26 protein-coding genes and 1 pseudogene are annotated in these 26,539 nt (G+C 64.4%); 16 read left to right on the top strand and 11 right to left on the bottom strand.

Features of this window, described 5'->3' with window-relative positions; all coding sequences use genetic code 11:
- Window position 1 precedes the first annotated feature (1 nt).
- From MesoLj_RS26055 to efp, 3 genes are all read right to left on the bottom strand, one after another.
- A complete protein-coding gene (locus tag MesoLj_RS26055; RefSeq protein WP_140768120.1) occupies window positions 2-865 on the bottom strand; it encodes an FAD binding domain-containing protein in 864 nt (287 codons plus the stop codon).
- Window positions 866-1,060: 195 nt separating this feature from the next.
- On the bottom strand, window positions 1,061-2,266 hold the full coding sequence (locus MesoLj_RS26050) for an MHYT domain-containing protein (RefSeq protein WP_202327471.1): 1,206 nt from the start codon (window positions 2,264-2,266) through the stop codon (window positions 1,061-1,063).
- A gap of 309 nt (window positions 2,267-2,575) precedes the next feature.
- On the bottom strand, window positions 2,576-3,145 hold the full coding sequence (gene efp / locus MesoLj_RS26045; protein WP_140768118.1) for an elongation factor P: 570 nt from the start codon (window positions 3,143-3,145) through the stop codon (window positions 2,576-2,578).
- 129 nt (window positions 3,146-3,274) lie between these two features.
- On the opposite strand from efp, the gene epmA reads away from it, so the two are divergent.
- From epmA to lpxK, 7 genes are all read left to right on the top strand, one after another.
- Window positions 3,275-4,321: an EF-P lysine aminoacylase EpmA gene (epmA, locus tag MesoLj_RS26040; protein ID WP_202323046.1), complete on the top strand. Its 1,047-nt coding sequence runs from the start codon at window positions 3,275-3,277 to the stop codon at window positions 4,319-4,321.
- A gap of 163 nt (window positions 4,322-4,484) precedes the next feature.
- Window positions 4,485-5,828 (top strand): TldD/PmbA family protein, encoded by a 1,344-nt coding sequence (locus tag MesoLj_RS26035; protein WP_202323045.1) that lies wholly within the window; start codon window positions 4,485-4,487, stop codon window positions 5,826-5,828.
- Window positions 5,815-6,630 (top strand): 3'(2'),5'-bisphosphate nucleotidase CysQ, encoded by an 816-nt coding sequence (locus MesoLj_RS26030; RefSeq protein ID WP_202323044.1) that lies wholly within the window; start codon window positions 5,815-5,817, stop codon window positions 6,628-6,630. Before MesoLj_RS26035 ends, MesoLj_RS26030 begins: the two co-directional genes overlap by 14 nt.
- A gap of 76 nt (window positions 6,631-6,706) precedes the next feature.
- Window positions 6,707-6,952 carry a DUF4170 domain-containing protein gene (locus MesoLj_RS26025; RefSeq protein ID WP_056562882.1) on the top strand — a complete coding sequence of 82 codons (246 nt, stop codon included), beginning with the start codon at window positions 6,707-6,709 and terminating at the stop codon, window positions 6,950-6,952.
- A gap of 5 nt (window positions 6,953-6,957) precedes the next feature.
- Window positions 6,958-7,749, top strand: coding sequence for a lysophospholipid acyltransferase family protein (locus tag MesoLj_RS26020; protein WP_140768111.1), 792 nt, complete (start codon window positions 6,958-6,960; stop codon window positions 7,747-7,749).
- Window positions 7,746-9,062 carry a lipid IV(A) 3-deoxy-D-manno-octulosonic acid transferase gene (gene waaA / locus MesoLj_RS26015; protein ID WP_140768109.1) on the top strand — a complete coding sequence of 439 codons (1,317 nt, stop codon included), beginning with the start codon at window positions 7,746-7,748 and terminating at the stop codon, window positions 9,060-9,062. Before MesoLj_RS26020 ends, waaA begins: the two co-directional genes overlap by 4 nt.
- Window position 9,063: 1 nt before the next feature.
- The gene (gene lpxK / locus MesoLj_RS26010; protein WP_202323043.1) at window positions 9,064-10,089 is read left to right on the top strand and encodes a tetraacyldisaccharide 4'-kinase; all 1,026 of its coding nucleotides are present in this window, start codon (window positions 9,064-9,066) and stop codon (window positions 10,087-10,089) included.
- Window positions 10,090-10,137: 48 nt separating this feature from the next.
- On the opposite strand, the gene MesoLj_RS26005 is transcribed toward lpxK, so the two are convergent.
- Window positions 10,138-10,371, bottom strand: coding sequence for a DUF2093 domain-containing protein (locus MesoLj_RS26005; protein ID WP_140768105.1), 234 nt, complete (start codon window positions 10,369-10,371; stop codon window positions 10,138-10,140).
- 77 nt (window positions 10,372-10,448) lie between these two features.
- Here MesoLj_RS26005 and MesoLj_RS26000 point away from each other — a divergent pair, with 77 nt between their 5' ends.
- Window positions 10,449-11,084, top strand: a complete 636-nt coding sequence (locus MesoLj_RS26000) for a hypothetical protein (RefSeq protein WP_244735166.1) — start codon at window positions 10,449-10,451, stop codon at window positions 11,082-11,084.
- A gap of 36 nt (window positions 11,085-11,120) precedes the next feature.
- Here MesoLj_RS26000 and MesoLj_RS25995 read toward each other — a convergent pair whose 3' ends face one another.
- On the bottom strand, window positions 11,121-12,047 hold the full coding sequence (locus tag MesoLj_RS25995) for a LysR substrate-binding domain-containing protein (protein ID WP_202323042.1): 927 nt from the start codon (window positions 12,045-12,047) through the stop codon (window positions 11,121-11,123).
- Window positions 12,048-12,137: 90 nt separating this feature from the next.
- Here MesoLj_RS25995 and MesoLj_RS25990 point away from each other — a divergent pair, with 90 nt between their 5' ends.
- Together MesoLj_RS25990 and MesoLj_RS25985 are read left to right on the top strand one after the other, a co-directional pair.
- Complete coding sequence (locus tag MesoLj_RS25990; RefSeq protein ID WP_202323041.1) at window positions 12,138-13,031, top strand: DMT family transporter; 894 nt, start codon at window positions 12,138-12,140, stop codon at window positions 13,029-13,031.
- A gap of 110 nt (window positions 13,032-13,141) precedes the next feature.
- On the top strand, window positions 13,142-13,894 hold the full coding sequence (locus MesoLj_RS25985; RefSeq protein ID WP_202323040.1) for a hypothetical protein: 753 nt from the start codon (window positions 13,142-13,144) through the stop codon (window positions 13,892-13,894).
- 45 nt (window positions 13,895-13,939) lie between these two features.
- Here the strand turns inward: MesoLj_RS25985 and mutL are convergent, their stop codons facing one another.
- From mutL to MesoLj_RS36405, 3 genes and pseudogenes are all read right to left on the bottom strand, one after another.
- A complete protein-coding gene (mutL, locus tag MesoLj_RS25980; protein WP_202323039.1) occupies window positions 13,940-15,829 on the bottom strand; it encodes a DNA mismatch repair endonuclease MutL in 1,890 nt (629 codons plus the stop codon).
- Between the two features lie 58 nt (window positions 15,830-15,887).
- Window positions 15,888-16,079 (bottom strand): helix-turn-helix domain-containing protein, encoded by a 192-nt coding sequence (locus MesoLj_RS36410; protein ID WP_244735165.1) that lies wholly within the window; start codon window positions 16,077-16,079, stop codon window positions 15,888-15,890.
- A 283-nt stretch (window positions 16,080-16,362) separates the two neighbouring features.
- Window positions 16,363-16,794, bottom strand: a pseudogene (locus MesoLj_RS36405) (AraC family transcriptional regulator); the annotation flags it as partial.
- Between the two features lie 164 nt (window positions 16,795-16,958).
- On the opposite strand from MesoLj_RS36405, the gene MesoLj_RS25970 reads away from it, so the two are divergent.
- The gene (locus tag MesoLj_RS25970) at window positions 16,959-17,267 is read left to right on the top strand and encodes a putative quinol monooxygenase (protein WP_202323038.1); all 309 of its coding nucleotides are present in this window, start codon (window positions 16,959-16,961) and stop codon (window positions 17,265-17,267) included.
- A gap of 50 nt (window positions 17,268-17,317) precedes the next feature.
- On the opposite strand, the gene MesoLj_RS25965 is transcribed toward MesoLj_RS25970, so the two are convergent.
- Window positions 17,318-18,220, bottom strand: a complete 903-nt coding sequence (locus MesoLj_RS25965; protein WP_140768092.1) for a LysR substrate-binding domain-containing protein — start codon at window positions 18,218-18,220, stop codon at window positions 17,318-17,320.
- Window positions 18,221-18,309: 89 nt separating this feature from the next.
- Between MesoLj_RS25965 and MesoLj_RS25960 the strand changes: the two genes are divergently transcribed.
- The 4 genes from MesoLj_RS25960 (at window position 18,310) to MesoLj_RS25945 (ending at window position 22,743) form a co-directional block, all read left to right on the top strand.
- Window positions 18,310-19,860, top strand: coding sequence for a trimethylamine methyltransferase family protein (locus MesoLj_RS25960; protein ID WP_202323037.1), 1,551 nt, complete (start codon window positions 18,310-18,312; stop codon window positions 19,858-19,860).
- 43 nt (window positions 19,861-19,903) lie between these two features.
- Complete coding sequence (locus MesoLj_RS25955) at window positions 19,904-21,553, top strand: ABC transporter substrate-binding protein (RefSeq protein ID WP_202323036.1); 1,650 nt, start codon at window positions 19,904-19,906, stop codon at window positions 21,551-21,553.
- 97 nt (window positions 21,554-21,650) lie between these two features.
- Window positions 21,651-22,130 carry a DUF3828 domain-containing protein gene (locus tag MesoLj_RS25950; RefSeq protein WP_202323035.1) on the top strand — a complete coding sequence of 160 codons (480 nt, stop codon included), beginning with the start codon at window positions 21,651-21,653 and terminating at the stop codon, window positions 22,128-22,130.
- 4 nt (window positions 22,131-22,134) lie between these two features.
- On the top strand, window positions 22,135-22,743 hold the full coding sequence (locus tag MesoLj_RS25945; RefSeq protein ID WP_202323034.1) for a hypothetical protein: 609 nt from the start codon (window positions 22,135-22,137) through the stop codon (window positions 22,741-22,743).
- An 8-nt stretch (window positions 22,744-22,751) separates the two neighbouring features.
- On the opposite strand, the gene queF is transcribed toward MesoLj_RS25945, so the two are convergent.
- Window positions 22,752-23,213 carry a preQ(1) synthase gene (queF, locus tag MesoLj_RS25940; RefSeq protein WP_140768082.1) on the bottom strand — a complete coding sequence of 154 codons (462 nt, stop codon included), beginning with the start codon at window positions 23,211-23,213 and terminating at the stop codon, window positions 22,752-22,754.
- A 140-nt stretch (window positions 23,214-23,353) separates the two neighbouring features.
- Here queF and MesoLj_RS25935 point away from each other — a divergent pair, with 140 nt between their 5' ends.
- Window positions 23,354-25,396, top strand: coding sequence for an oxidoreductase (locus tag MesoLj_RS25935; RefSeq protein ID WP_202323033.1), 2,043 nt, complete (start codon window positions 23,354-23,356; stop codon window positions 25,394-25,396).
- 12 nt (window positions 25,397-25,408) lie between these two features.
- On the opposite strand, the gene MesoLj_RS25930 is transcribed toward MesoLj_RS25935, so the two are convergent.
- Window positions 25,409-26,428: a LacI family DNA-binding transcriptional regulator gene (locus MesoLj_RS25930; RefSeq protein ID WP_202323032.1), complete on the bottom strand. Its 1,020-nt coding sequence runs from the start codon at window positions 26,426-26,428 to the stop codon at window positions 25,409-25,411.
- Window positions 26,429-26,539: the final 111 nt, after the last annotated feature.

Raw genomic sequence — 26,539 nt, 5'->3', positions numbered from 1 at the left:
CTCAGGCCGCCTTGGCCGCGGCGCGTTTCAACGCCCGCTGGACCATGATGCCGCCGACATGTTTCCTGTATTCGGCCGGCCCCCTGCCGTCGCCGGCAGGCTCCATCACCGCCTCCGCCGCCTCGGCCGATCTCTTCAAGGCAGCGTCGTCGAGGCTGGTGCCGATGACCGCTTGTGCGGCGTCCTCGGCCAGCAGCGGAGTCTCCGACAGGTTGGTGAGCCCGATCACGCAGGTCGCGACCTTGCCGCCGCTCATGGTCAGCATCACGGCGGCAGCGGCGGTCGCATAGTCGCCGATCTTGCGTTTCAGCTTCTCGTAGGCGTAGCCATGGCCGACCGGCGGTACGGGGACCGACACCGAGGTCAATATCTCGCCGGGTTCGAGCGCGGTGAAATAGGCGCCCTGGTAGAATTCCCGCGCGGCTACAGTGCGGATGCCGTCGGGACCTTCCAATAGGTAGTCGGCGCCGAGCGCCATCATCAGCGCCGGCATGTCGTTGCCGGGATCGCCATTGGCGACATTGCCGCCGATGGTGCCGCGATAGCGCACCTGCGGGTCGGCGATCAGCAGTGCCGTCTCGTGCAGGACCGGCAGGGAGGATGCGATCACGTCCGAGGCGAGCAGGTCGTGCTGGGTGGTCATGGCGCCGATGACGATGCGGTCGCCATCGCGTCTGATACCCTTGAGGCCATCTATACCGTGGAGGTCGATCAGATGGTCGGGCGTCGCGAGCCTGAGTTTCATCATCGGGATCAGACTGTGGCCGCCCGCCAGCGGCCGCGCCTCCTCGCCAAGGTCGGCGAGCAGCTTGATCGCATCGGCGACGCTCGCCGGGCGGTGATAGCTGAAAGGTCCTGGAATCATGTCGGTCTATCCTCCCTCGAGCCGGAACTCGGACGCGGTTCCGTTCACGAATAATCTGGTGGGGAGGCTGTTCCCGCTGTCCGGCATGCGCAAGACGTGCGGGCTTCAGGCGTCACGAAGAGCGCGGAAAGGCACGAAATGCGGTAAATTCCGCACGAATTGCGTCAGTCATCATGACCTATGCCGGGGAGGTGGTCAGGTGGCGCGTCGGATCAGGCCCAGCCGCGCCCTGAGTTCGGCGATCTTGGCACGGCTCACCGGCACAAGATGCGGTACGACGCCGTCGAGTTCCACCACGGCGCCGTCTCCCTCCTTGCGGATCATCGTGACGTGCGGGATCGAGACGATATGACTGCGGTGGACGCGGATAAAGGTCGCGGGATCGAGCTGCGTTTCGGCCTGGGAGATCGCCCATGGACACATGCGTTCGCGATTGCCGTCATGGACAAGCGTGTAATGGGCGTCCGCCTTGACGCTGCGGATCTCTCCCACGTCGATGAAATGTGTGCCGTCGCTGCCCTCGACGGGCAATCGTGTCGCGGCGGCGATACGCGGTTGTCCAAGTCCTCGCAGCGGCAAATGCCGTTGCGCCTGCAGGCCCGTCAGGTCGAAACCGCTTCCATCCGGCCTCGTGCTTTCCTCGGCATCGAAGTCCTGCCCATCGGTCGCCCCGGACGCAACCGAAACGCGAGGGCGCGGCTCGGGAACCAGGAACAGCAGAAAGCCGGCGACGATCAGGAAGCACAGGAGCGAGACGATCAAGGACAGGACCTGCGGCGAGGCGATGAGTCCGTCGGAGCCGTGGTCGAGAGCCGGCGCCGGCACGAAGCGCATACCGTACATGGCGGTGTAATGCATGCCGGAAACCGCAACCCCGAAAGCCGCCGCGCTGAGCGCCAGGCGCCTGCCGACATGACGCGCAAGGAACACGCGCAGGCCGCCATACGCCGTGCCGACAGCGATCAGCACCGCCATCAGCACCATGGCGCGCTCGTGCTCGACGCGGAAGGCGCCGGCCAGCCCGTGGATGCCGACATAATGCATCGACACGATACCGGCCCCAAGCAACAGTGCAGACGCCATGACACGGCCGTCCGAGGGCTCGCCCACCGAGACGAAGAACAGCGACACGCCGACGACGAGGGCGCAGATCAGGAAGGAGACGATGGTCGGCAGGACGAGATAGACGGCGTCGCTCGGGAGCGGTGCCGCCAGCACACCGACGAAGTGCATGGTCCAGATACCGACCGCCAGGAAAAAGGCCGCGCCGGCAAGCAAAAGCCTACGCCCGGCACCGGCGGTACCGCGCACGCGGGCTGCGAGCCCGAAACCTGTGTATCCTCCCAGGATCGCGATCACCACCGAGAGCGCGACCAGGTAGAGGTTATGCCCTACGAACATCTCGGTACTGGGCCCGCGAGACATCCACCTGTCCGCGCACCTTCTCCCGAGTGATAGTTTACATCCGAAGGCCCTATTTGCAATGCGGCTGTCGGCCGGATTCCAGCAGTCGCCGCGTCAGTGAGCGCAACGAATTGCCAAGCCCTGCGCCATAGGGCGCCAAGCCATCACAAGACGTGCTCTGGCGCGGGCCTAGAGCAATTCCAGGAAAAGTGTGAGCGGTTTTCCCGGCAAAAGCGCGTAGCGCTTTCCCTTGGGAAATGCGTCAAAACAAAGAGATAGATCGTTTCGCCGTTTCCGTGAAAGGCTCTAGTCCTTCGCCCGCTCCACATAAGCCCCATCCGCCGTCATCACCACCACGCGGGTGCCGGGCGCGATGTGCGGCGGCACGGTGGTGCGCACGCCGTTGGAGAGCACGGCGGGCTTGTAGGAGGACGACGCCGTCTGGCCCTTGGTCGTCGGCTCCGTCTCGACCACTTCGAAGGTGGCGCGCTGCGGCAGCACCAGGGCGATCGCGATGCCGTTGAACTGCGAGACCTGTACCGGCATGCCTTCCTGCAGATAGGGGGCGGCGTCGCCGACCACGGCTTCCGTCACCGCCACCTGGTCGTAGGTCTCCGGGTTCATGAAGTGATAGCCTTCGCCGTCGGCATAGAGGAAGGTGTGCTCGCGCTCCTCGACATAGGCGCGCTCCACCTGTTCGGTGGTGCGGTAGCGCTCCGAAACCTTCACCCCGTCGCCGATGCGGCGCATGTCGAGCTGCGTCACGGGCGTGCCCTTGCCTGGGTGGATGTTTTCGGCAAAGAGGATCACATAAAGCTTGCCGTCCTTGTCGACGACATTGCCTTTGCGGAGCGAACTGGCGATGACTTTCACCACGGTTTTAAATCCTGCGAGAGTTGACGGGCGTTTGCCGGCTTGTGCGGCGCTGGTAGCGCATCTTGGCGCGAACCGCCAGCCCCCGCTGCAAACTGACATGGCCCGCACCAGCACGCCTTCAGTCCGCTCATGACCGCCGCTTCACCCTGGTGGGCGCCTGATGTTCACGCGGACCGCCGCCCGCGCCTGCTGCTGCGCAATGGCCTGACGGCTGCCCTGCGCGACTGGTTTGCCCGCAACGATTTCATCGAGGTGGAAACATCGGCCCTGCAGGTCTCGCCCGGCAACGAGGCGCATCTGGCGGCTTTCGCCACGGAAGCGGTCGGCCCGGATAGCGCGCGCTCGCCGCTTTATCTCCACACCTCGCCGGAATTCGCCTGCAAGAAGCTGCTCGCCGCCGGTGAGGTCAGGATTTTCAGCCTGGGTCCGGTCTACCGCAATCGCGAACGCGGCCCCTTGCACCATCCCGAATTCACCATGCTCGAATGGTACCGGGTGGGCGAGACCTATGAGAGCCTGATGCGCGATTGCGCCGATCTGCTGGCGCTGGCCGCGACGAGGACAGGGGCGACGCGCTTTTCCTTCCGGGGCCGTGACTGCGATCCGTTCGCCGAGCCCGAACGGCTGACGGTGGCGGATGCCTTCACCCGCCATGCCGGCATCGATTTGCTGGCCACCGTCGCCGCCGATGGCGGCACGGAGCGGCAAGCACTTCACGCCGCCTTGATCAAGGCCGGCCTGCGAACCGCGCCTGACGACAGCTGGGCCGACCTGTTCAGTCGGGTGATGGTGGAAAAGATCGAGCCCAACCTGGGCATCGGCTCCGCCACCATCCTGTGCGAGTATCCAGTCGCCGAGGCGGCGCTGGCGCGGCCAAGCCCGCGCGACGCCCGCGTCGCCGAGCGCTTCGAGCTCTACTGTTGCGGCGTCGAGCTCGCCAACGGCTTTGGCGAACTGACCGATGCCGAAGAGCAGCGTCGGCGCTTTGTCCTCGAGATGGACGAGAAGGAGCGCATCTATGGCGAACGTTACCCACTGGACGAGGATTTTCTCGCCGCCCTTGCCATCATGCCGCAGGCCAGCGGCATCGCGCTCGGCTTCGACCGGCTGGCGATGCTGGCGACCGGTGCCCGGAAGATCGAGGATGTGATCTGGACGCCCGTGGCGGAGCCGTGAACCGGTCAGCCACCGGCTTCGCCCTTGATCTGCCCGCCAGGAAGCCGGCGCCGACACCTGCAATCGATCCACTGATTCCGGCCTTCGCCATTGCACAAGCCGGATTGGAACAATAGATGGTGGGCGGCGGCCATGGGCTGGCCGTAGCAGCAGGATCCTGGGCATGGCCGATACATCAGATGCAGCAAAACTGACCGACCGCGTCGCGGCGCTAGTCGAGGCCGCCAAGAAGGCAGGCGCCGATGCAGCCGACGCTGTGGCCGTGCGCGGCCGATCCACCGGCGTGTCGGTGCGGCTCGGCAAGGTCGAGGCCACCGAATCGTCTGAGGCCGAGGATGTCGCGTTGCGCGTCTTCGTCGGTCAGCGGGTGGCGAGTGTCTCGGCCACCGCTGCGTCCGACCCGGCAGCGCTTGCCGAGCGCGCTGTGGCCATGGCGAAGGTCTCGCCCGAGGACCCCTATCAGGGGCTGGCCGATCCGGCGCTGCTGGCAAGGCAAACGCGCGATCTCGACCTGTTCGATGCCACCGAAGTGTCCGCCGACCAGTTGAAGGAAGCGGCCCTTGCGGCGGAAGAGGCAGCGCTTGCCGTCAAGGGCGTGACCAATTCGGCCGGCGCCAGCGCCGGCGCGGGTCTTGGCGGCCTGGTGCTGGCCACCTCGCACGGGTTCCTTGGCCACTATGTCGGCTCGCGTTTCTCGCGCTCGGCCAGCGTCATCGCCGGCGAAGGCACCGGCATGGAGCGCGACTATGAATTCTCCTCGCGCCAGCATTTTGCCGATCTCGATGCGCCGGCGGATATCGGCCGCAAGGCCGGCGAGCGCGCGGTACGCCGGCTTGGGGCGCGCAAGGCGGCGACCGGGCCGGTCGACGTGGTGTTCGATCCGCGCGTGGCGCGCGGCATCGCCGGCCATATTGCCGGTGCCATCAATGGCGCCTCCGTCGCGCGCAAGACCTCGTTCCTGCGTGATATGATGGGCAAGCAGGTTGCCGCATCCGCGATCACGGTCACCGACGAGCCGCTCAGGCCGCGTGGCCAGGCCTCGCGTCCCTTCGACGGCGAAGGCGTCGAGGGCGAAAAGCTTCTCATGATCGAGAAGGGCGTGCTCAACCACTGGTTCCTGTCGACTTCGGCGGCGCGCGAACTGGGACTGATCACCAACGGGCGCGGATCGCGCAGCGGCTCTTCCGTTTCGCCGTCCTCAACCAATCTCGCCATCGAGCCGGGCGAGCGCTCACCCGAGGATCTGATCAAGTCGCTCAAGACCGGTTTCTATGTCAACGAAGTGTTTGGCCAGGGTGTCGACATGATCACCGGCGAATACAGCCGCGGCGCTTCCGGTTTCTGGATCGAGAATGGCGAACTGGCCTATCCGGTCGCCGAAGTCACCATCGCCTCCAACCTGAAGACGATGTTCCTCAACATGGTGCCGGCAAGCGACCTCGACCGCAATTTCGGCACCGCGGCGCCGACGCTCCTGATCGAAGGCATGACCCTTGCCGGAGCCTGAGCTGACCACCGCCGGTGCCCCTTCTGACGCCGCTGGGGATCTGCCGCTGCTGCAGGATGCCGCCCGCGAAGCGGGCCTCATCGCCATGCGCTATTTCGGCAACAGCCCGCAAGTCTGGATGAAGGGCGGCACCTCGCCGGTCAGCGAAGCCGATCATGCGGCCGATGCCTATCTGCGCCGCACCCTGCTGGCGGCGCGGCCGGATTATGGCTGGCTGTCGGAAGAGACGGTTGACGATCCGGCACGGCTTTCGGCGCGCCGCACCTTCGTCGTCGATCCGATCGACGGCACGCGCGGCTTCCTGGAGGGCCAGCGCACCTGGTGCGTCAGCGTCGCCGTCGTCGAGCAGGGCCGCACGCTCGCCGGCGTGCTCGAATGCCCGGCAATGGACGAGACCTACTGGGCGCTGCCCGGCCAAGGCGCGTTCCGCAACGGCAAGCGCATCGCCGTGCGCGCGCTTGGCGACAAGGCCGAGATATCAGGGTTGAAGCAGTTGATCGACCTGGTGCCGGCCGGCTGGCAGAAGCGGCTGACACGGGCGCCCTACAGCCCATCGCTTGCCTATCGCCTGGCGATGATCGCCAACGGCACGCTCGACGCCACCTTCGTCAAGCCGAACGCGTATGACTGGGACATTGCCGCCGCCGATCTCATCCTGCGCGAGGCCGGCGGCCGCTTGCTCGACCCGAATGGCCGCGCGCCGTTCTATGCCGGCGAGGTGACCCGCCATGGCGCGCTCGCCGCCGGCAGCGGTGAATTGCTGGCGGTGCTCGTCGATGTCATCGCCGGGCTGGATGCGTGAAAGCATTTTCGAAGGTTCCAAAGTCGGCGGCTTTGGTCTAGACCTGTCACAAACTCACAATATGTGAAGGACCGACATGACCGCGGAAGACGGTAAGAAACAGCTTTTGCATCTGGTGTTCGGCGGCGAACTGAAGAAACTTGGGGGTACCGAGTTCCGCGATCTCGATGGGCTCGACATTGTCGGCATCTATCCAGACTATCAATCCGCGCACACAGCGTGGAAAGCCAAGGCGCAAGCCAGCGTGGACAATGCCCATATGCGTTATTTCGTCGTTCATCTGCACCGCCTGCTGGATCCCGACAGCAAGGACGCCGGTTGACTTCGATGGAGCAGGACCTGGCGAAAGGGCCAGCCAGCGACGCCGCGCCCAAGGGCAGGGGCGGCAGCCGCACGACCAAGACCTTCTGGCGCAAGATACGCGAACCGCTCGCGCAATCGCGATTCGTCAAGAACGCCATTGCCAGCCTGCTCGCCCAGTTCGTGCGCCTTGTTCGCCTGACCAGCCCGCTGGTCGCCGGATCGGCGCGCTTTTCGGGCGGCGCCTACGCTGAATTCGAGCCCGGCATCATCGCTTTGTGGCACGGCCAGCATCTTTTGACGCCGGCCTATTATCCGAAGCGCAAGCCGCTGGTCGCCATGGTGTCGCGCAGCGCCGATGCCGAGCTCAACGCGCTGATGCTGGAGAAATTCGGCATCGAGGCGGTGCGCGGTTCGGGCGGCCGTGACAATGCAAGGCATCTCGACAAGGGCGGGGCCAAGGCCTTGATCGCCCTCAAAAAGTCGCTCACGGCTGGCAAGAACGTCGCCATGATTGCAGACATCCCCCACGGCACGCCGCGCGACGCAGGGCTCGGCATCGTTCTCCTGGCGCGCCTCTCGGGCCGGCCACTCCTGCCTGTCGCCATTGCCACCAGCCGCCGCAAGGTGCTGGAAAGAAGCTGGGACAAGACCACCATCAACCTGCCGTTCGGCCGTTCCGCGGTGACCATCGGCGAGCCGATCTTTGTGGCGGCTGACGCCGATGACGCCGAAATGGAGCGCAAGCGCCAGGAAGTCACGACCGCGCTCAACGCCGCCACCGCCGAGGCCTACCGTCTCGTGGATGGCCGGCGATGAGTGGCCGCTGGGCGCGCGCCATGCTGGGGGCATACCGTTTCGCAGGTGCCGCGGCCTATCCGCTGGTCGGACCGTATGTCGCCTGGCGCACCTCGCGCGGCAAGGAAGACCGCAACCGCCGCCGCGAGCGTTACGGCGTCGCCGGGCGTCCTCGCCCCGAAGGGCCTGTTATCTGGATCCATGCCGCGAGCGTCGGCGAAACCATAGCCGTCGTGCCCCTGGTCGAAAGCATTCTCGACTATGGCGTCAACATCGTGCTGACGACCGGCACCGTGACATCGGCCCAGGTTGCCGACGAGCGGCTAGGCGACCGCATCATCCACCAATATGTACCGCTCGACCTGAAGCCGGCGGTCAGCCGCTTCCTCGATCACTGGCGGCCGGACCTGGCGATCATCGCCGAATCCGAGATCTGGCCGATGACCATCCTCGAGCTTGGCGCGCGCCATGTGCCGCAGGTGCTGGTCAATGGCAGGCTTTCCGACCGCTCGTTCAGCTCCTGGAAAAAGCGCGCAAACATCGCCGAGGCGCTGTTTGAGAACCTTGCCCATGTCGTTGCCCAGTCGGATGTCGACGGCGAGCGTTTCCGCGCGCTTGGTGCCCGGCCGGTCACGGTATCGGGCAACCTCAAGGTCGACACCAATCCGCCCCCGGTTGACCAACGCGCGCTGGCCACCTTGCAGCGGCAGATCGGCGGCCGTCCGACCTGGGCGGCGATCTCGACACATGATGGCGAGGAAGTGGTCGCGGCGGAGGTCCACGCCACGCTGCACAAGCGCCACCACGGCCTGCTGACCATCGTCGTGCCGCGCCATCCCGATCGTGCCGAGGCCCTTGCCGCGCAGATTTCGGGCATGGGGCTGAAGGTCGCGCGGCGCAGCAAGGGCGATCGTATCGGACCCGACACCGACATCCTGCTCGGCGATACGATCGGCGAGATGGGGCTCTATCTCCGGTTGACCGAAATCGCCTTCGTCGGCCGTTCGCTGACCTCCGAGGGCGGCCAGAATCCGCTCGAACCGGCCATGCTCGACACCGCGGTTCTTGCCGGCCGCAATGTACAGAATTTTCGCGAAGCCTATCAGCGCCTGATCGACAGCGGCGGCGCCAAGCTGGTGCGCGATCGCGACATGCTGGCCGGCGCCGTAAATTTCCTTTTGACCAACGAAGTGGCGCGCCATGAGATGATGGCGGCAGGGGTGGCGACCGTCGATGAGATGCGCGGCGCGCTGGCGCGCACACTGAAATCGCTCGAACCCTACATCCAGCCGCTGGTCGTCAAGTCGCGCCTGAAGGGCGCGAACGGGCGTTAAGGTGGCCTCCGAAGCACCACCATTCTGGTGGGAAGAGCCGGACTGGAAAGTCCTGGCGCTGTCGCCGCTGTCGGCTGTCTATGCGCTCGTCGCCGGCCGCGGCATGCGGCGGGCCCGCCGCGAGAAGATCGAGGCGCCGGTTCTGTGCGTCGGCAATTTCACAGTCGGCGGCACCGGCAAGACGCCGGTCGCCATCGCGCTCGCCGAACAGGCCAGGCGCATGCGGCTGAAGCCCGGTTTCCTGTCGCGCGGCCATGGCGGCTCCTTCGCCGAACCGCATGTCGTTGATATCAGTCATGACAGCGCCAGGCATGTTGGCGACGAGCCGCTGCTATTGGCCGAACACGCGCCGGTGGCCGTGACGCCGAACCGCGCCGCCGGCGCCCGGCTGCTGCTGGAAAGGCACGGCTGCGATTTCCTGATCATGGACGACGGCTTTCAAAGCGCGCGCATCCATATCGACTACGCGCTGGTCGTCGTCGATGCCCGCTACGGCATCGGCAATGGCCGCGTCATTCCTGGCGGCCCGCTCCGGGCCAAAATCGTCGACCAGCTGGTCTTCACCAGCGGGCTGTTGAAGATGGGCGAGGGCACCGCCGCCGACGCCGTGGTGCGCCAGGCGGCCCGCGCCGGCCGGCCTATCTTCGAGGCCCATACGGAGCCCAGCAGCAAGACAGGGCTTGCCGGCAAGCGCTTCCTGGCCTTCGCCGGCATCGGCCATCCCGACAAATTCTTCGACACGGTACGCGAGGCCGGCGGCGAGGTGGTTCTTTCAAAGCCCTTTCCCGACCATCATTTCTACGCTGAAGACGAGCTTGCCGAACTGGCGGCGACGGCACGCACCGAAGGCCTCGGCCTCATCACCACCGCCAAGGACGCCGCCCGATTGCGTCACGGCGCCCCGCAGGGCTTTCTCGATGGTCTCGACGTGCTGGAAATCGACACGGTTTTCGAGCTTGACCACGTGCCTGAACGCATCATCGAGGAAACGCTCGATGCCTGGCGGCAGCGCAAGCTGAGAGGGTAAGGCGCGATTGGCGTCGCCCATGACGAACTCAGAGGTGCTTCCACCTGCTCAGCGCCGGCTGCGCAACTCCGGATGCGCTTCGATTTCGCGGCGCAGCGAGGCGGCGGCGCTGACGTAGGGCTCCTGCCTGGCGACGCTCCAGTATTTCAGTTCATCCAATGGTATGTTTTCCCCGGTCACGGCGCAGCGCACGAACGAGCCGGGGCTGGTGACCTGGAAATCGCCATCGAGGTAGCGGATGCGGGCTTCCTTGCCGCCCGGGCCTTCGAAACGGTTCATCATGCGGTGGTGCCGAGGTTCATGGAGATTTCATCGCCACAAATCTCCGGCCAGGTCAAGCTCGCGACAAGCCTCGGACAATGCTGAGGCGCTACGAGAGGCTGAAAAGCGCTTTTATCGGGGGCATGATGGATATTTCTTCCGCCCGCCTGGCTTCCTTGCTCAAGGAAGCGATGACGCCGCAACCCGTGCCGTTGGCAAAGGCAGATCCGGTCAGGACGGCCCTGGTCAGGGAACTGGTCCAGCCCCCGGCGCCTTCCCTGTTCGCGGAACGTACGGCGCCGGCCCTGTTGGCAATGCCCGCGGCGCCAATGGCCGTCAAATCGCAGCAGATTGCGTCAGCCGGTATCGTCGAGGCCTATCAGGCCCAGATCGAGACGAGGGACGAGGCGGCGTTGGCAACCGTCGCGGCCAGGAAAGCGGCGCCGCAAACCGAAACGCAGCGAGGTGCCTTGCCACCCACGGCAACGGCCAATGACAACGCTCCCGTCAGGGCTGCGGGAGTGTCCTTGCTGTCGTTTATCCCACCGCAGGTTCCGGTCCCGAAAAACGCAGCCGCCCTGGGTACATCGGCGGGACAGCGAAGAGCGGGCAGTCAATCCCGTGGTGCGGCGCCGAACCCCGAGCGCATGCTGGTGAGGATCGGTTTTGTTTCGATCATGACAGGTCTATTGGCAACCGTGATTTTCGGGTTCGTTCTGTTGCTGCTTCGCTGAGTGTGAACCGGTTGACGGGTCGGCCGGTCTAGAGGCCTATCGTTCCGCCTCGATAAACGCTTCGATCTTCTCGGGCGCCAATCCAGCCTGCTGCGCGATGCGGCGGGCAAGATCGGCCGCGGCCGTGCGTGGCCTTCCCATTGGCCGGTCGAGCCAGTAGGACACCGGATTGAGCGCGGTGCGCTCTTCAACCGCGGTGATGCGGCCCGATTTCAGCTGATGCCCGGTCAGCGGCGGACGTGCCAATGCGATGCCCAGCCCATAGGCGGCGGCATCCAGCACCAGATTATAGTCCTCGAAACGCCGGTCCTGCGGACGCGGACGGTAGTCCATGCCTTGTGCCGCGAACCAGGCGCGCCAGCCTGAGGCGTCGGAATCGTTGATCAGAGGGAATTTGAGCAGCCGGGCCGGGTCGCCGCGGCCGATCTCGCGTGCAAGTTCCGGCGAGGCGACAGGGAAGACATGCTCCTCGAAAAGTTTCACCGAGACGCGGCCCGGAATGCCACCGCGGCCGCAACGGATCGATAGATCGATGCCTTCATCGGCGAGGTCGGCCTGGCGGATGTCGACATCGAGCACGATGCGCAGCTTGGTGGGATTGTTCTCCAGGGCCGCCATGCGTGGCATCAGCCACAGCCCGCTCACCGAGGGGATCGAGGTCAGCCGCACCACCGCCGTGCCGCGCGGCTCGACCCAGCGGTCGGAATGGGTCGATATCAGCGCGAAAGCTTCGGACGTGCGCAGATGCAGCCGGTTGCCTTCGATCGTCAGCGTCACCCCGCGCGCGCCGCGATCGAACACCTTCAGCCCCAGCCAGTCCTCGAGCTTGGCGATCTGCCGGCTGACCGCGCCATGGGTGATGTTGAGCCTTTCGGCCGCCGCCGAAAAGCTTCCTGTCCGCGCCGCCGCATCGAAGGCTCGCAGGGTTTCGAGCGGCACCATTGCGTCTGAGCTGTGATCCATAGTCACAGGTGATCCTCGATTTGGTCGTTTGTCAACAAGCGGGAAAGGGCGTTTTGTGGCTTTCAGGACGAAGGACACGAGGACAGTGAGATGAGCGCAATGACGGGCACGTTGAATCAGACACAGCGGATGGACACCACGGCCGCCGTCGCCGTGGCGTTGACGGTTGTCGGCTGGGCGTCGGCCTTTCCGGCGATCCGTGCCGGCCTTGCCGCCTTCCAGCCGCTGGAGCTTGGCGCCCTGCGCTTTGCCATCGCCGCGGTGCCGGCGGCGATCTTCCTTGCGGTCAAGCGCCCGGCGCTGCCCAGAGTTGGCGAATTGTGGCGCTTCGCCTTTGGCGGCGCCATTTTCGTCGCGCTCTATACGGCCATGCTCAATTTCGGCGAACTGACCGTTTCGGCGGGAGCCGCCGGCTTCATCATCAATGTCAGCCCGATCTTCACCGCCATCATGGCGATGGCGCTTCTCGGCGAGCGTTTCTCGCGTCTGGCCTGGCTTGGCACGGCCATCTCCTTCGCCGGCATCGGCATCATCGCCGTGGCCGACGGCCATGGCTTGCACTTCAATGCCGGCGCACTGCTGGTGCTCGGCTCCGCGCTCTGCTCGGCGGTCAACACCATCGTCCAGAAGCCGCTGTTTGCCCGCCACCATCCGCTGACCATCGCTGCGTCAAACATGGTGCTCGGCGCGCTCTGCCTGGCACCTTTCCTGCCCGCCGCTTTCCAGCAGGCGGCTGTCGCCAACACAGCCGGCCTCGGCGCCGTCATCTATCTCGGCATCGTGCCGAGCCTGATCGCCTATGCGGCCTGGGCGACGGCCCTGTCGCGCCTGCCGGCGGCGCGTGCATCGAACTTTCTCTACCTGGTCTCGCCCATGTCCGCCCTGATCGGTTTCTTCTGGTTGGGCGAAGTGCCGACGCTGCTCGGCATCCTCGGCGGCGTGCTGGCGCTCGGCGGCGTCATCGTGGTGAATTTGAAGAGGTAAAACAGAAGGTTGGAGGCGTTTGCGGATTCAAACCAAAAACCCTTTTTCGCCAGCATGCAGACACCCCGCGGAAGCGCAGCTATGGTGAGCTGCCTTGGCTGGGGGACGGAATGGGAAGACTTTTCATATCGGTGGTTTTCTGCCTGTTGGCGCTGACCGGGCAAGCTGCCGCGGGTTGGTATCAGATAAAGAATTTCGAAGGCTCTATCGGACCGAACCCGGTTCATCTGTCGCTGCAGAGATATGACGGCTTCGGCAGCGGGATCACGGTCGAGGGAAGCTACTTCTATGATGCCAAGCAGAGCCCGATCGCGCTCTACGGCAAAGCCGAAGGAACCAAACTCACGCTTTGTGAGATCGCGGACGACAAGGAATTGGATCGCGTGCTGGTGGTGGGATCAAAGACGCCCGTCGACACCACGGGATGCCCGCTTTCGCTCGACATCAGCGAAAGTGGCGCGACGGGGATCTGGGTCAAGGGACCGGAGAAGTTCCCGATCGTGCTTAAGCAGGTTGCGGGCCTCGACGATACGGCCGAGGGCAAGATCAACGGAATCGTCGAGATTCCCTTTTGGACGCAGACGGCCGCCCATCGATTTGCCGGTATCTTCACCAAAACCGACGCCGGCATCTGCATGACCAAACTGCAGGTTATCAGCAAGAAGACAAGGAAAGCCGTTCAGAGCATCCGGTTCGACGACGATGACTGCAATGCAGGCATGTTGATGACGCCCATCTATATGAACGTTCAAAAGCAGGATGAAGAGATCATTTTCGTGAATTTTCGCGGCGGAAACGGGGGCTATACGGCAGAGTATGGCCTCTCTTTCAAAACCGGGAAGTATCACCGCTTGGTGCACTGAGTGGCCCGCTTTATTCGCTCCGGCTTCTGTGCCCGGGCGAACTGCTCACCGCCGCCCGAACAACCGCTCGATATCCGCCAGCTTGAGCTCGATATAGGTCGGGCGGCCATGGTTGCACGTGCCCGAACCCGGCGTCGCCTCCATCTGGCGCAGCAGCGCGTTCATCTCCTCGGCCTTGAGCAGCCGGCCGGAACGCACCGAGCCGTGGCAGGCCATGGTGGCGGCGATCTTGTCCAGCCGTTCTTTTAGCGTTTCGACCGTGTCATTATCGGCGATCTCGTCGGCGAGATCGCGCACCAATTGCGGGACATTGGTTTCGCCCAGCATCGATGGGGTCTCGCGCACGGCGACGGCGCCCGGGCCGAAACGCTCGATGCCAAGGCCGAAGCGAGCCAATGTTTCAGCATGCGTGGCGAGCCGTTCAGCATCCTCTTCCGGCAGATCGATGATTTCTGGCAGGAGCAGCATCTGCGAAGGCACGGGGCGCGAATGCAGGGCGTTCTTCAGCGCTTCGTAAACCAGCCGCTCATGCGCCGCATGCTGGTCGACGATGACGAGCGAATCCCTGGTCTGGGCAACGATGTAGTTCTCGTGCACCTGGGCGCGTGCGGCACCCAGCACCGCGCCAAGCAGCGTCTCCGCCGCCTCGCTCTGCCCGGCGCGCGCATCGGCGCTGGCAAGCGGGCCGGTATCGAACGCGGCCTGGCCGGGTTCCCCAAAGCCGCCATGCCTTGCGCCGGCGCGTTCAAAGCCAGAGCCTTCGAATTGCATGTCGAGCGGCCGCTGTGACGAGCGCGAGGGGTCGAAACCGGTGGAGCCGGATGCGTGGAATGCCGCTTCGTAGGAGCGATGGCCGTTGGCCGGGCCGCCATGATTGTAGGGAGCGGCGCTTGGCCGGAACGCCGCCATCATGCCGGCGGCTCCGGTCGTGGCTGAGCGGATGCCGGCGTCCGCCAGGGCCTGGCGGATGGCGCCCACGATCAGCCCGCGAACCAGGCCCGGATCGCGGAAGCGCACATCGGCCTTGGCCGGGTGGACATTGACGTCGACGATGGCCGGATCGAGCGAAAGGAACAGCACCGTCACGGCGTGGCGGTCGCGCGGCAGCACATCGGCGAAGGCGCCGCGGATGGCGCCGGCGATCAGCTTGTCGCGCACCGGCCTGCCGTTGACATAGGCATATTGCTGCAGCGCATTGGCGCGGGTGAAGGACGGGATCGACACATGGCCGGTCAGATGCACGCCTTCGCGCATCGCGTCGATGGCAATGGAATTGTCGGGAAATTCGCTCCCCATCACCTGGGCGACGCGGCGCAGACTGCCTTCCGGACTGTCATCGGTCGCCGGCAGTTCCAGCGTCGAGCGGTCGGAACCGGCCAGCGTGAACCGCACGGCCGGGAAGGCGATGGCGATGCGCTTGACGACATCGCTGGTCGCCGAGCTTTCGGCGCGCTCGCCTTTCATGAATTTCAGCCTCGCCGGCGTGGCGAAGAACAGGTCGCGCACCTCGACCGTGGTTCCCCGATTGGCCGCCGCCGGCTTGACGGGCAGGACGCGGCCGCCCTCGATGCCGATTTCGGCGGCGCTGTCACTCAATGCCGTGCGCGAGCGGATCGACAGCCGCGACACCGAGCCGATCGACGGCAGCGCTTCGCCGCGAAAGCCGAGCGAGCGGATGTCGTTGATATCCTCGGCGAGCTTGGAGGTGCAGTGGCGGGCAATCGCCAGCGCCAGCTCCCGCTGGGGGATGCCGGAACCGTCATCGGTGACGCGGATCAGGTTCAGCCCGCCGCCTGCCGTGACGACTTCGACGCGCGAAGCACCGGCATCGAGCGCGTTCTCGACCAGCTCCTTGACCACGCTTGCCGGACGCTCGATGACTTCGCCTGCGGCGATCTGGTTGATCATCGTTTCGGAAAGCTGACGAATGGGCATGGGGCACTATAGGCGGATTCGGGCTTCGCGGGAGAGGCAGAATTGCGTTGGCAGTGGATCAGTTGGCGGTACGGATTTCGCGCACACCCTTGCGCAGCCGCCGGCGCAGCAAATTGCGCAACGTCACCCCCTCGCTATAGCCGACCTTCGCGGCGATCTCGTCGACGCGGTCGGATGTGGTTTTCAACAAATGCACAGCCTGCTCGACGCGCAGATCCTGAAAATAGGATAGCGGCGTCTTGCCGAGCACTTCGTTGACCCGTCGCGACAGCGTGCGCTTGCTGGCGCCGAGTGCAGTGGCTGCTTCGTCGAGATTGAACCCGGCGGCGATGGTCGCGCGCCCAGCGTTCGAAGCGCTCGACCAGCGGGTTGGAATGGGCAAGGTGGTCGGAGATCGCGTAGGCCGATTGCAACGGCCGGCTGTCGACGATGAGGTATTTCGCCGTCAGCGCAGCGAGTTCCGGGCTTGTCTGGCGAATGATCATCAAAGCGAGATCGATGTGGCCGAGCGCGGCTCCGGCAGTTGCGAACTGCCCGTCATTGATCAGCATGCGCGCGGCATCGAGCCGCACTCGCGGATAAAGTTGCCGGAACATCGGCGCCAGCCACCAGGTCGTCGTTGACGGCCTGTGGTCGAGCAGGCCGGTTTCCGCCAGGATGAAAGTGCCGATACAGGCAGCTCCGATGCGTGTGCCTGTTTCGGCGGCAGCGCGCAACGCCTTGGTTGCGTCGGCGATATCGCTGCGTTTCAGGGCATCGGCAAGCGGGCCCGGCATCTTCTGGCCGATCGCCGGGATCACCAGCCAATCGGGATCTGGCTGGCTGCCCATCGCGACGACCGGCACTTGAAGGCCCTGTGCCGTGCGGACCGAGGCGCTCACCCCGACGATAGTCGTTGTGAAGCGGCCGGGCGGCGACACCAGCATCCCGACCAGTTCGTTGGCGGTGCCGAACACGTCGAGCATCGTGGCCAGTCCGGTGTCGAAGACGCCATCAAGCGCAAGGACGGAAATGTTCATGGCGATAATGGTATCAAAGATGTCATTTTTGCCAATACGCTTTGCGACTTGATGCTGCAACTGTTGTTTCGACGGCCGCCTCGGCCGCACAAACGACGAGGAGAAGACAAATGATCAAACTCGCATTGTTCGCACGCTTCGAAGCCAAGCCGGGCAAGGAGAAGGACGTCGCCGCGTTCCTCGAAACCGGACTGCAGCTGGCCAATCGGGAAGCAGGAACACCGATCTGGTTTGCCTTGCAGCTTTCGCCAAGCGTCTTCGGTGTGTTCGATGCCTTTCACGACGAGGCAGGGCGGCAGGCCCATCTCACTGGCGAGATTGCAAAGGCGCTGATTGCCAATGCCGAAACGCTGTTCGTTGGCCCGCCGACCATCGACAAGGTGGATGTGCTGGGCCTCAAGAATGACGGTTCGGTCTGATCGCTCCAGCCTGCGAATGCAATCCGGCCACGCGCCGGATTGCATTGAACTCACGCCTGCGCCACCAGCCAATCCCTTACCTTGCGGGCATTCTCGCTGAGGTCGCGGTTCTTCGGCCAGATGACGTAGAAAGCGATGCCGGTCCTCATCACATGGTCGGTGACCGGCACCAGCAGGCCGGATGCCACAAGCCGCTCGACGAGATGCCGCCAGCCGAGCGCGATGCCTTGCCCCTCCATCACCGCCTGGATCACCAGGGCATAGTCATTGATGCGCAGTCCGCGCTCGGCATTGCGCAGGCTGGTTCCGGCGGATGCAAACCATTCGTCCCAATTGGGGGCCTCTCGATAGGGCTCCTCAAGATGGATGAGACGGTGCGCGGCCAGTTCAGCGACCGTCCTGGGCAGGCCGAACTTGGCGAGATAGCTGGGGCCCGCGACCGGAAAGATCTCCTCGTCGGAGAGCGGCATCGAATGATAGTCCGGCCATTGTCCGGGCACGCCTCCGCGCACGCCGAGCGGGATACCCTCGGCGATGATGTTGAGGTCGCGGTCGGCGGTCTGGATGCGCAGATCGATGCCCGGCAATTCGTCGCGGAACTGCTGCAGGCGCGGCATCATCCAGAAGGAGCCGAAAGCGGTCGATGCGGCGAGCGTCACATGGCCGCCGGTTGCCTGCAGGCGCAGATCCTCGGCCGACTTGCGGATGTGCGACAGGCCCAGCGAGACATCGGCGTGGAAGCGTTCGCCGGCTTCCGTCAGGCTGACCTGCCGATGACGGCGCTGGAACAGCTTGGCGCCGAGCTGCTCTTCCAGCCCGCGCACCGCATAGGAGACGGCTGCCTGCGTCATGCCGAGCTCGCGTCCCGCGGCGGTGAAGCTCGACAGCCGGCCGGCTGCCTCGAAGACGATCAGGCTGCCGGCGGAGGGCAGGAGGTGGCGCAGGCTTCGCATAAGCACAGCTTATACAGAAGATCAGGATTTTCCAGCGTCACAGCCATATTTCGGGTCGCTAACGTGTGTGGCGGGAAGAAGGAGGCTCCATGAACGCACCGGCCGTCGAATTGACCGAACAGACCCATCGCCGCGGCGGTGGCCGTCTTGGCCGCAAGGCGCTCAGAAGCGCGCCGATCGCTTCCTTTCCGACCTTGGTGCGCAAGATCCCCGCCTATGAGATCGTGCCTGACGAGGCGGTGGAATTGATCCACGAGGAATCGCTCAAGATCCTCGAGGAAGTGGGCTGCGAATTCCGCGACGACGGCGCGATCGAGCTCTGGAAGGCGGCCGGCGCCGACGTCAGGGAGACGCGTGTCCGCATCGACCGTGCGCTGCTGATGGAGCTCGTCTCGAAGGTTCCATCGGAGTTCACGCTCCATGCGCGCAACCCCGAGCGCACGGTGCGCGTCGGCGGCACGAACTCGATTTTCGTGCCGATGTATGGCGCGCCCTACGTGCGCGACCTCGACAATGTCAGGCGTTACGGCACGCTCGCCGACCTCAACAATTTCCACAAAATGGCCTACATGGCGCCGGCGCTGCACTCCTCGAGCTCGGTCATCTGCGAGCCGATGGAGATAGCGGTGCCGAAACGGCATCTGCACATCATCCACTCGGCGCTGAAGCATTCCGACAAGCCGTTCATGGGCATAGTGACGTCGAAAGAGCGCGCCGAGGACACGATGGCGATGGCTGGCATCGTCTTCGGCGAGGAGTTCGTACGCGACAACCCTGTGCTGGTGGCGATCACCAACTGCAATTCGCCGTTGGTATGGGACGCCACCATGATCGACGCCATGCGGGTCTACGCGAGCCACAATCAGCCGCTGATCCTGGCGCCTTTCGCGCTGTGCGGCGCTTCGACCTCGGCTTCCGCCGTCGGCGCGGTGGCGCAGGTCAACGCCGAGGCGCTTGCCGGCGTGGCGCTGACCCAGCTCATCCGCCCGGGCTCGCCGCAGATCTATGGCCAGTTCATGGTCACGGTCGATATGAAGACCGGCGCGCCGATGGGAGGCACGCCGGAAGCCGCCCAGATGATGTACCTGATGGGCGCCTTGGCACGGAAATATCGCCTGCCATGGCGCACGTCGGGTTTCCATGTCGGGTCGAAGCTGAACGACGCCCAGGCTGGCTACGAATCGAACATGCTGATGCATGCCGCCATTCTCGCCGGCGCCAACTATATCTGGCATTCCGCCGGCTGGCTGGAAGCTGGCCTGACCTGCGGCTATTCGAAATTCGCCACGGACTGCGAGCAGCTTGTCGGCTGGTACAAATACGCGGGCGGGCTCTCCTTCGACGATTTCAAGGAAGCGATGGCGGCGATCCGCGAGGTCGGGCCGCAAGGCCATTTCCTCGGCACCCAGCACACGCTCGAACACTTCGAGTCCGCCTTCTTCATGCCCTCGATCATGGACTTCAATTCCTACGAGCAGTGGAATGCCGAAGGGGCGAAGGATCACGATACGCGCGGCCGCGAGAAAGCGCGCAACATGCTGGCCGATTATGAGGAGCCGAAGCTGGATGAGGGGATCGCCGAGGGTCTCAGGGATTTGATCGCGCGGCGGGAGGAGAAGCTGCCGGACACCGTCAGTTGAGAAAGAACGGGCAACGACCCGACGGAACCAATGGGAGAGAGAAATGACATTCTTCAGAAGCAATGGCGATCGTGTCCCAAGCGCTATCGAGGCGATGGCGGAAGATGCGCGCGCGGGCCGCATGGACCGGCGTGAGTTCCTGGCCCTGGCAAGCGCCTTCGGCGCATCGACGGCCTTGGCCTACGGCATGATCGGTCTTGCCGCCCCGCAGCAGGCTCTGGCCGAGGAGCCGAAGAAGGGCGGCACGCTGCACGTCTCGATGTCGGTAAAGGCGCAGAAGGACCCGCGCACCTATGACTGGGTGGAGCTTGCCAATATCTCGCGCAGCTGGCTGGAGCCGCTGGTGCGCTATACCAGACAGTTCACCTTCGAGCCGGTGCTGCTTGAAAGCTGGGACATCAACGACGACGCCACCGAATACGTCCTGCATGTGCGCAAGGGCATCACCTGGAACAATGGCGATGCTTTCAACGCCGATGACGTGGTTCACAACGTCACGCGCTGGTGCGAGAAAGGCGTCGCCGGCAATTCGATGGCCGCCCGCGTCGGCGCGCTGATCGACGCAAAAACCGGAAAGGCGAGGGATGGCGCGATCACCAAGGTCGATGACAGCACGGTCAAGCTGAAGCTCAGCGAACCCGACATCTCGCTGATCCCGAACTTCACCGACTATCCCGCGCTTGTCGTGCACCGCAACTTCGACGCCGACGGCGCCGATCCGATCAAGAAGCCGGTCGGCACGGGACCATTCGAACTGGTCTCCTACGATGTCGGCCAGAAGGCGGTGGTGAAGCGCCGCGAGAACGGCAAATGGTGGGGCGGCGAGGCGCCGCTCGATGGCGTCGAGTTCATCGACTACGGCACCGATTTCAACGCCACGGTCAACGCGTTCGACTCCGGCGAGATCGACCTCAATTTCGAATCGCCCGCCGACTTCATCGACATTCTCGACAAGATGGGTCTGCAGAAATCCGAGGTCGCGACCGCGACGACACTCGTTGCCCGCACCAATGTCACCCATAAACCCTATGACGACAAACGGGTGCGCAACGCGCTGCAGATGGCCGTCGACAACAACGCCGTGCTGCAACTCGGCTATAACGGGCGCGGCACGGTCGGCGAGAACCACCACGTCAGCCCGATCCATCCTGAATATTATCCCCTGCCGAAGAAGGAGCGCGACGCCGCCGGCGCCAAGAAGCTGATGGCGGAAGCCGGCCAGGCCGACTTCGAGCACGAGCTGATCACCATCGAGGACGATTGGCAGAAGAACACCGGCGACGCGATCGCCGGTCAGCTGCGCGACGCCGGCATCAAGGTAAAGCGCACGGTGCTGCCGGGTTCGACCTTCTGGAACGACTGGACGAAATATCCCTATTCGATGACCATCTGGTACATGCGCCCACTCGGCGTTCAGGTGCTGGCGCTGGGATATCGCACCGGCGAGGCGTGGAATGAATCCGCCTTTTCCAATCCCGACTTCGACGCCAAGCTCAAACAGGCGCTGTCGCTGATCGACGTGGCCAAGCGCAAGGAGGTGATGAAGGACGTCGAGCAGATCCTGCAGGATTCGGGCGTCATCATTCAGCCGTTCTGGCAGAAGCTCTTCAGCCACACCAACAAGAAGGTCAGGAATTACGGGGTCCACCAGACCTTCGAAATGGATCTCCAGAACGTCTGGCTCGACGGCTGAAAGGAGGCCGGGCAGGGACTTCATGAGCCGCAAAAAAGCCGATATGCAGGATGCGTGGTGTTGATAGCTTCAAGCCATCAAAAGCCGGAGATTCTGCATGAGACGGACAGTGCTTCTTGCCGCCCTTACGACAGCCTTGCCCGCGGCCGCCTTGGCGGGGCCGGCGTCCGACGCCGTGAAGTTCTTCTATGTCCCGGCGGTCAGGTTCGAGGCCGACGCACAATACCGGGACCGCTTCACCGAGCCGGTGACGAAACTGTTCGATCTCAACGACCAGGCGACCAGGAAAAACCCCGACCAGGTCGCCTGTATCGACTTCGATCCTGGCCTGGATGCGCAGGATTTCGACCAGAAGACCGTCTCCAAGACGTTGAAACTGTCCGAGACGGTGGATGGCGATACGGCGCAAGTGGTGGCGAGCTTCAGCCTTTTTTCGGACGGAGACGATTCAAAACGCGAGATGAACTGGTCGCTGAAGAAGGTCGGCGGAAAGTGGAAGGTTTCGGACATTGCCTCGAAGACCAGCGACTGGACGCTGAGCCAGCTCGAATGCATGGCGGGTCAAGATCCGGAGTGATGCGATGGCCCGTCGCGTATTCTTGGCTCTGTCGGCAATGTGCCTGCTGGCGGCGGGTTTGAGCGGCGCTGTTGCCCAGGGACTGTTCGGCGCCCCGCCGGCAAACGCCCCGGCGCAGGCCACGCCGGGCGTCGGCGATGCGCCGCCTGCAAACCCACCCGGCAACGCGGTGGAACCGGCAACGCCACCTCTGGCATGGCCGCCATCCGAGCCGGCCGCGCCCGTGTTGCCGGGCTCGCCGACGGCTGTGGTCAAGCCGTTCTACGACCATCCCGGGCTGGAGCTCGATCCGACCCAGCGCAAGAATTTTGTCGATCCGGCCAAGACAGTGCTCGACAAGAGCGATGCGCTGCGGGCTTCGGGGCAGGGCGAATGCCTGGACCCCAACATGGCGCTCGACAATGCCGACTACGACAAGCTCGCAATCGACAAGAGCCTGAAGAGCATCGAGGCCGTGAACGGCGATCAAGCCAAGGTGGTGGTCGCCTTCGTCGTCGAAGGCCATCAGCACCGCCTCGAATGGAAGTTCAAGAAGGTCGACGGCGACTGGAAGATATCGGACCTGCTGTCGGTGACGGGCGAATGGGCGCTCAGCCAGTATCAGTGCGAATGATGGCTGAACTAGCCGCGCCCGCGATAGGGGGCCACTCCGGTGTCCGGCAGCCAGGCGCCTTCGGGTGGTGCGCCGGTCTGCCAGAAAACGTCGATCGGAATGCCGCCGCGCGGATACCAATAGCCGCCTATGCGCAACCACAGCGGCTTGGTGGCCGCCACGATGCGGCGGCCGATCATGACGGTACAGTCTTCATGGAAGGCGCCATGGTTGCGAAACGAGGTCATGAACAGCTTCAGCGATTTCGATTCCACCAGAGCCGCATCGGGTGCGTAGTCGATGACGATATGGGCGAAATCCGGCTGGCCGGTCACCGGGCACAGCGAGGTGAATTCCGGGCAGGTGAAACGCACGATCGCCGGCGGACCGTCGCCGCGCGAAAACGGCACGGTCTCCAGGACCGCCTGTTCGGGGCTCTGTGGCGTCTCGACGTGGGCGCCGAGCTGGGTAAGGGTCTTGGTATCGATCATGGGCGGGATCTCTTTCGATTTTCGCCGCTCCTTAGCATCGGACCGGAAAGTGCGCAGCGGTTTTCGGATAAATCCGATGCTTAAATAGGAACTGGAGCGGCACATGTTGCTCCAACACAATTTGAAACGGCAGGAAGACGATGACCAGCAGCGACCCGCTTCTCCAACCCTACCAGCTCAAGCATCTGACGCTGAAGAACCGGGTGATGTCGACCAGCCACGAGCCGGCCTATTCCGAGGACGGCATGCCGAAACAACGCTACCGGCTCTACCATGCCGAAAAGGCGAGGGGCGGCATGGCGCTGACGATGACCGCGGGCTCGGCGATCGTCTCGCGCGACAGCCCGGCCGCCTTCGGCAATTTGCATGTCTATGATGACCGCATCGTGCCCTGGCTGGCCGAACTCGCCGACGCCTGCCACGAGCATGACTGCAAGGTGATGATCCAGATCACCCATCTTGGCCGCCGCACCGGCTGGAACAAGGCCGACTGGCTGCCGGTGCTCTCGGCTTCGCCGGTGCGCGAGCCGGCGCATCGCGCTTTTCCCAAGATTATAGAGGACTGGGACATCGAACGCATTGTTGCCGACTATGCGTCGGCCGCGCAGCGCTGCCAGGCAGCCGGCCTCGACGGCATCGAGTTCGAGTCCTACGGCCATCTGATGGATGGCTTCTGGTCGCCGGCCACAAATCATCGCGATGACGAGTATGGCGGCTCGCTCGACAACCGGCTGCGTTTCACCAACATGGTGCTGGACGCGGTGCGCGCGGCGGTCGGCGAAAAATTCGTCGTCGGCATCCGCATGGTCGCCGACGAGGATTTCGAGAAAGGCCTGTCGAAGGAGGAAGGCGTCGAGATCGCCAGGCGGCTGGCCGGCTCCGGCAAGGTCGATTTCCTCAATATCATCCGTGGTTCGATTGAAAGCGACGCGGCATTGACCAAGGTCATTCCGGTGGCCGGCATGCGATCTTCGCCGCATCTCGATTTCGCCGGCGAGGTGAGGGCGGCGACAAAGTTCCCGACCTTCCACGCGGCGCGCATTTCCGATGTCGCCACCGCGCGCCATGCGATCGCCACCGGCAAGCTCGATATGGTCGGCATGACCCGTGCGCACATCGCCGATCCGCACATCATCAGGAAGGTGATGGAGGGCCGCGAGCATGAGATCCGTCCTTGTGTCGGCGCCACCTATTGTCTCGACCGCATCTATGAGGGCGGCGAGGCGCTGTGCGTGCACAACGCGGCGACCGGCCGCGAGGCCGAGATTCCGCACATCATCGTCAAGACCGAAGGGCCGAGAAGAAAGGTCGTTGTCGTCGGCGCCGGGGCCGGCGGACTGGAGGCGGCGCGTGTAGCGGCCGAGCGCGGCCACCAGGTCACGGTGCTTGAAGCATCGAGCCAGGCCGGCGGCCAGGTGCGTCTGGCGACGCAGAACCCGCGCCGCAAGGAACTGATCGGCATCATCGACTGGCGGCTGGCCGAACTCGACCGGCTCGGTGTCGAAATCCGTTACGACACCTGGGCGGAGCAGGATGATGTCCTGGCGCTAGCGCCCGATGTGGTCGTCGTCGCCACCGGCGGCCTGCCGCAAAACCCACCGCTGACAGCGGGCGACAATCTCGTCACTTCGAGCTGGGACATCATGGCCGGCAGCGTCAAGCCGGCCGAGAACGTGCTCATCTATGACGACAATGGCGGCCATCAAGGCATGGGTGCGGCCGAGTTGATCGCCAACAGCGGCGCGAGGCTGGAACTGGTTTCGCCGGAGCGTTTCTTCGCTCCTGAAATGGGCGGCATGAACCACGTGCCTTATATGCGCGCCTTCCAGGAAAAGGGCGTCACCATCACCATCAACACGCGCCTGCGCTCGGTGCGCCGCGAGGGCAATCAACTGGTCGCGGAACTCGCTTCGGACTTTGCCGATGGCTGGCGCGGGGAGCGCAGGGTCGACCAGGTGGTGGTCGAGCACGGCACGGCGCCGCTCGACGATCTCTATCTCAGCCTGAAGCCGCTGTCGAAGAATGGCGGGGCGGTCGACTACGAACGTCTGGTCGGCGGCGGCGACATTTTCCCGGCGCGCAATCCAGGGGGCTTCGTGCTGTTCCGCATCGGCGACGCGGTCGCCTCACGCAACATCCATGCCGCCATCTATGACGGGATCAGGTTCGGCCTGCGGATCTGATGCACCGTCTGCTCAGGCCGGCATGTTGAACGGCGTGATGATCTGGATGTTGGACGCGCCCGGCGCGACCGATTTCGGCAACGCGCCCTGTGCCCGCATGATGTGGATGCAGGCCGAACGCATGTCTTGCCTGAGATCGTGATGCAGCACGGCCGAGATGTGCCGGCTTCGCAGCAAGTCGATATTGTCGGCGTCGAGATCGTGGCCGATGAAAACAAGGCAGGGCCGCTTCATCTCGGCGAATGCCTGCACGATGGAGGCGTTTCCGCCGCCGATCGAATACACGGCCGCAACATCGGGATGATGTGTCAGCGCGGTGCGGACCAACTTGCCCGTCGCGCGATCGATGCCGTGGCCTTCGCTGATGTCGACGATCCCAAGGTCGGGGAAGTTTTCGCGCAAGGCGCGGCGAAAGCCGATTTCGCGCTCCTCCTCGCCCCGGAACCGGTTGCTGCTCAAGGTGACCAGGACATCGGCACGACGTCCGCCAAGCCATGCGCCGATCAGATAGGCAGCCGTTTCGCCGGCGGCGCGGTTGCCGATGCCGACATAGGCCAGCCTCCGGCTGTTCGGCAGATCGGTGACCAGCGTCACGACCGGTATTCCCGACCGGACGACCCGGTCCACCGCGGCCGCTATCTCCGGAATATCAGGCGCCTTGAGGAAAATCCCGTTGCTGCCGCGACGGGCGATCGCGTCGAGCAGCGCGACGGTGTTCGCCGCCACGCGCACTTCGGCAAGGTGGTGGCGCGCGCGGAACACCGCCGGATGGAGGCCCGGCATCTCGGCCTCCAGCGCGGCGCGTACCGCCTCGGTGAAGCGCAAAGGGGCTTCCATGACGAGATCGAGAATGAACTTGCGGCCCGACAGGCCGAGTTGGGAGCGTTGCGTTTCCAGTTCCCGGATCGCCTGCTCTATGCGGCGTATGGTGTGCTGACGCACGCTGCCGCGCCCATGCAGGACGCGGTCGACCGTGGCGATGCTGACGCCGGCCTGCAGGGCGATGTCCTTCACCAGGAACGGATGCGACATCGGCCGCCTCGATCAATCTTGAGGTGTTTTTGAGGTGTTTCAGCTGTAGGCCACCTCTCAACCAGAGCTATACTTCCGCCATCCAGTCGAAACAAGACCAAGGGGAGGATG

It is taken from the genome of Mesorhizobium sp. 113-3-9 (genome assembly GCF_016756515.1).
GTDB lineage: Bacteria > Pseudomonadota > Alphaproteobacteria > Rhizobiales > Rhizobiaceae > Mesorhizobium.
The sequence above is the reverse complement of the archived record's forward strand: the minus strand, read 5'-3'. Positions and strand labels throughout refer to the sequence as shown.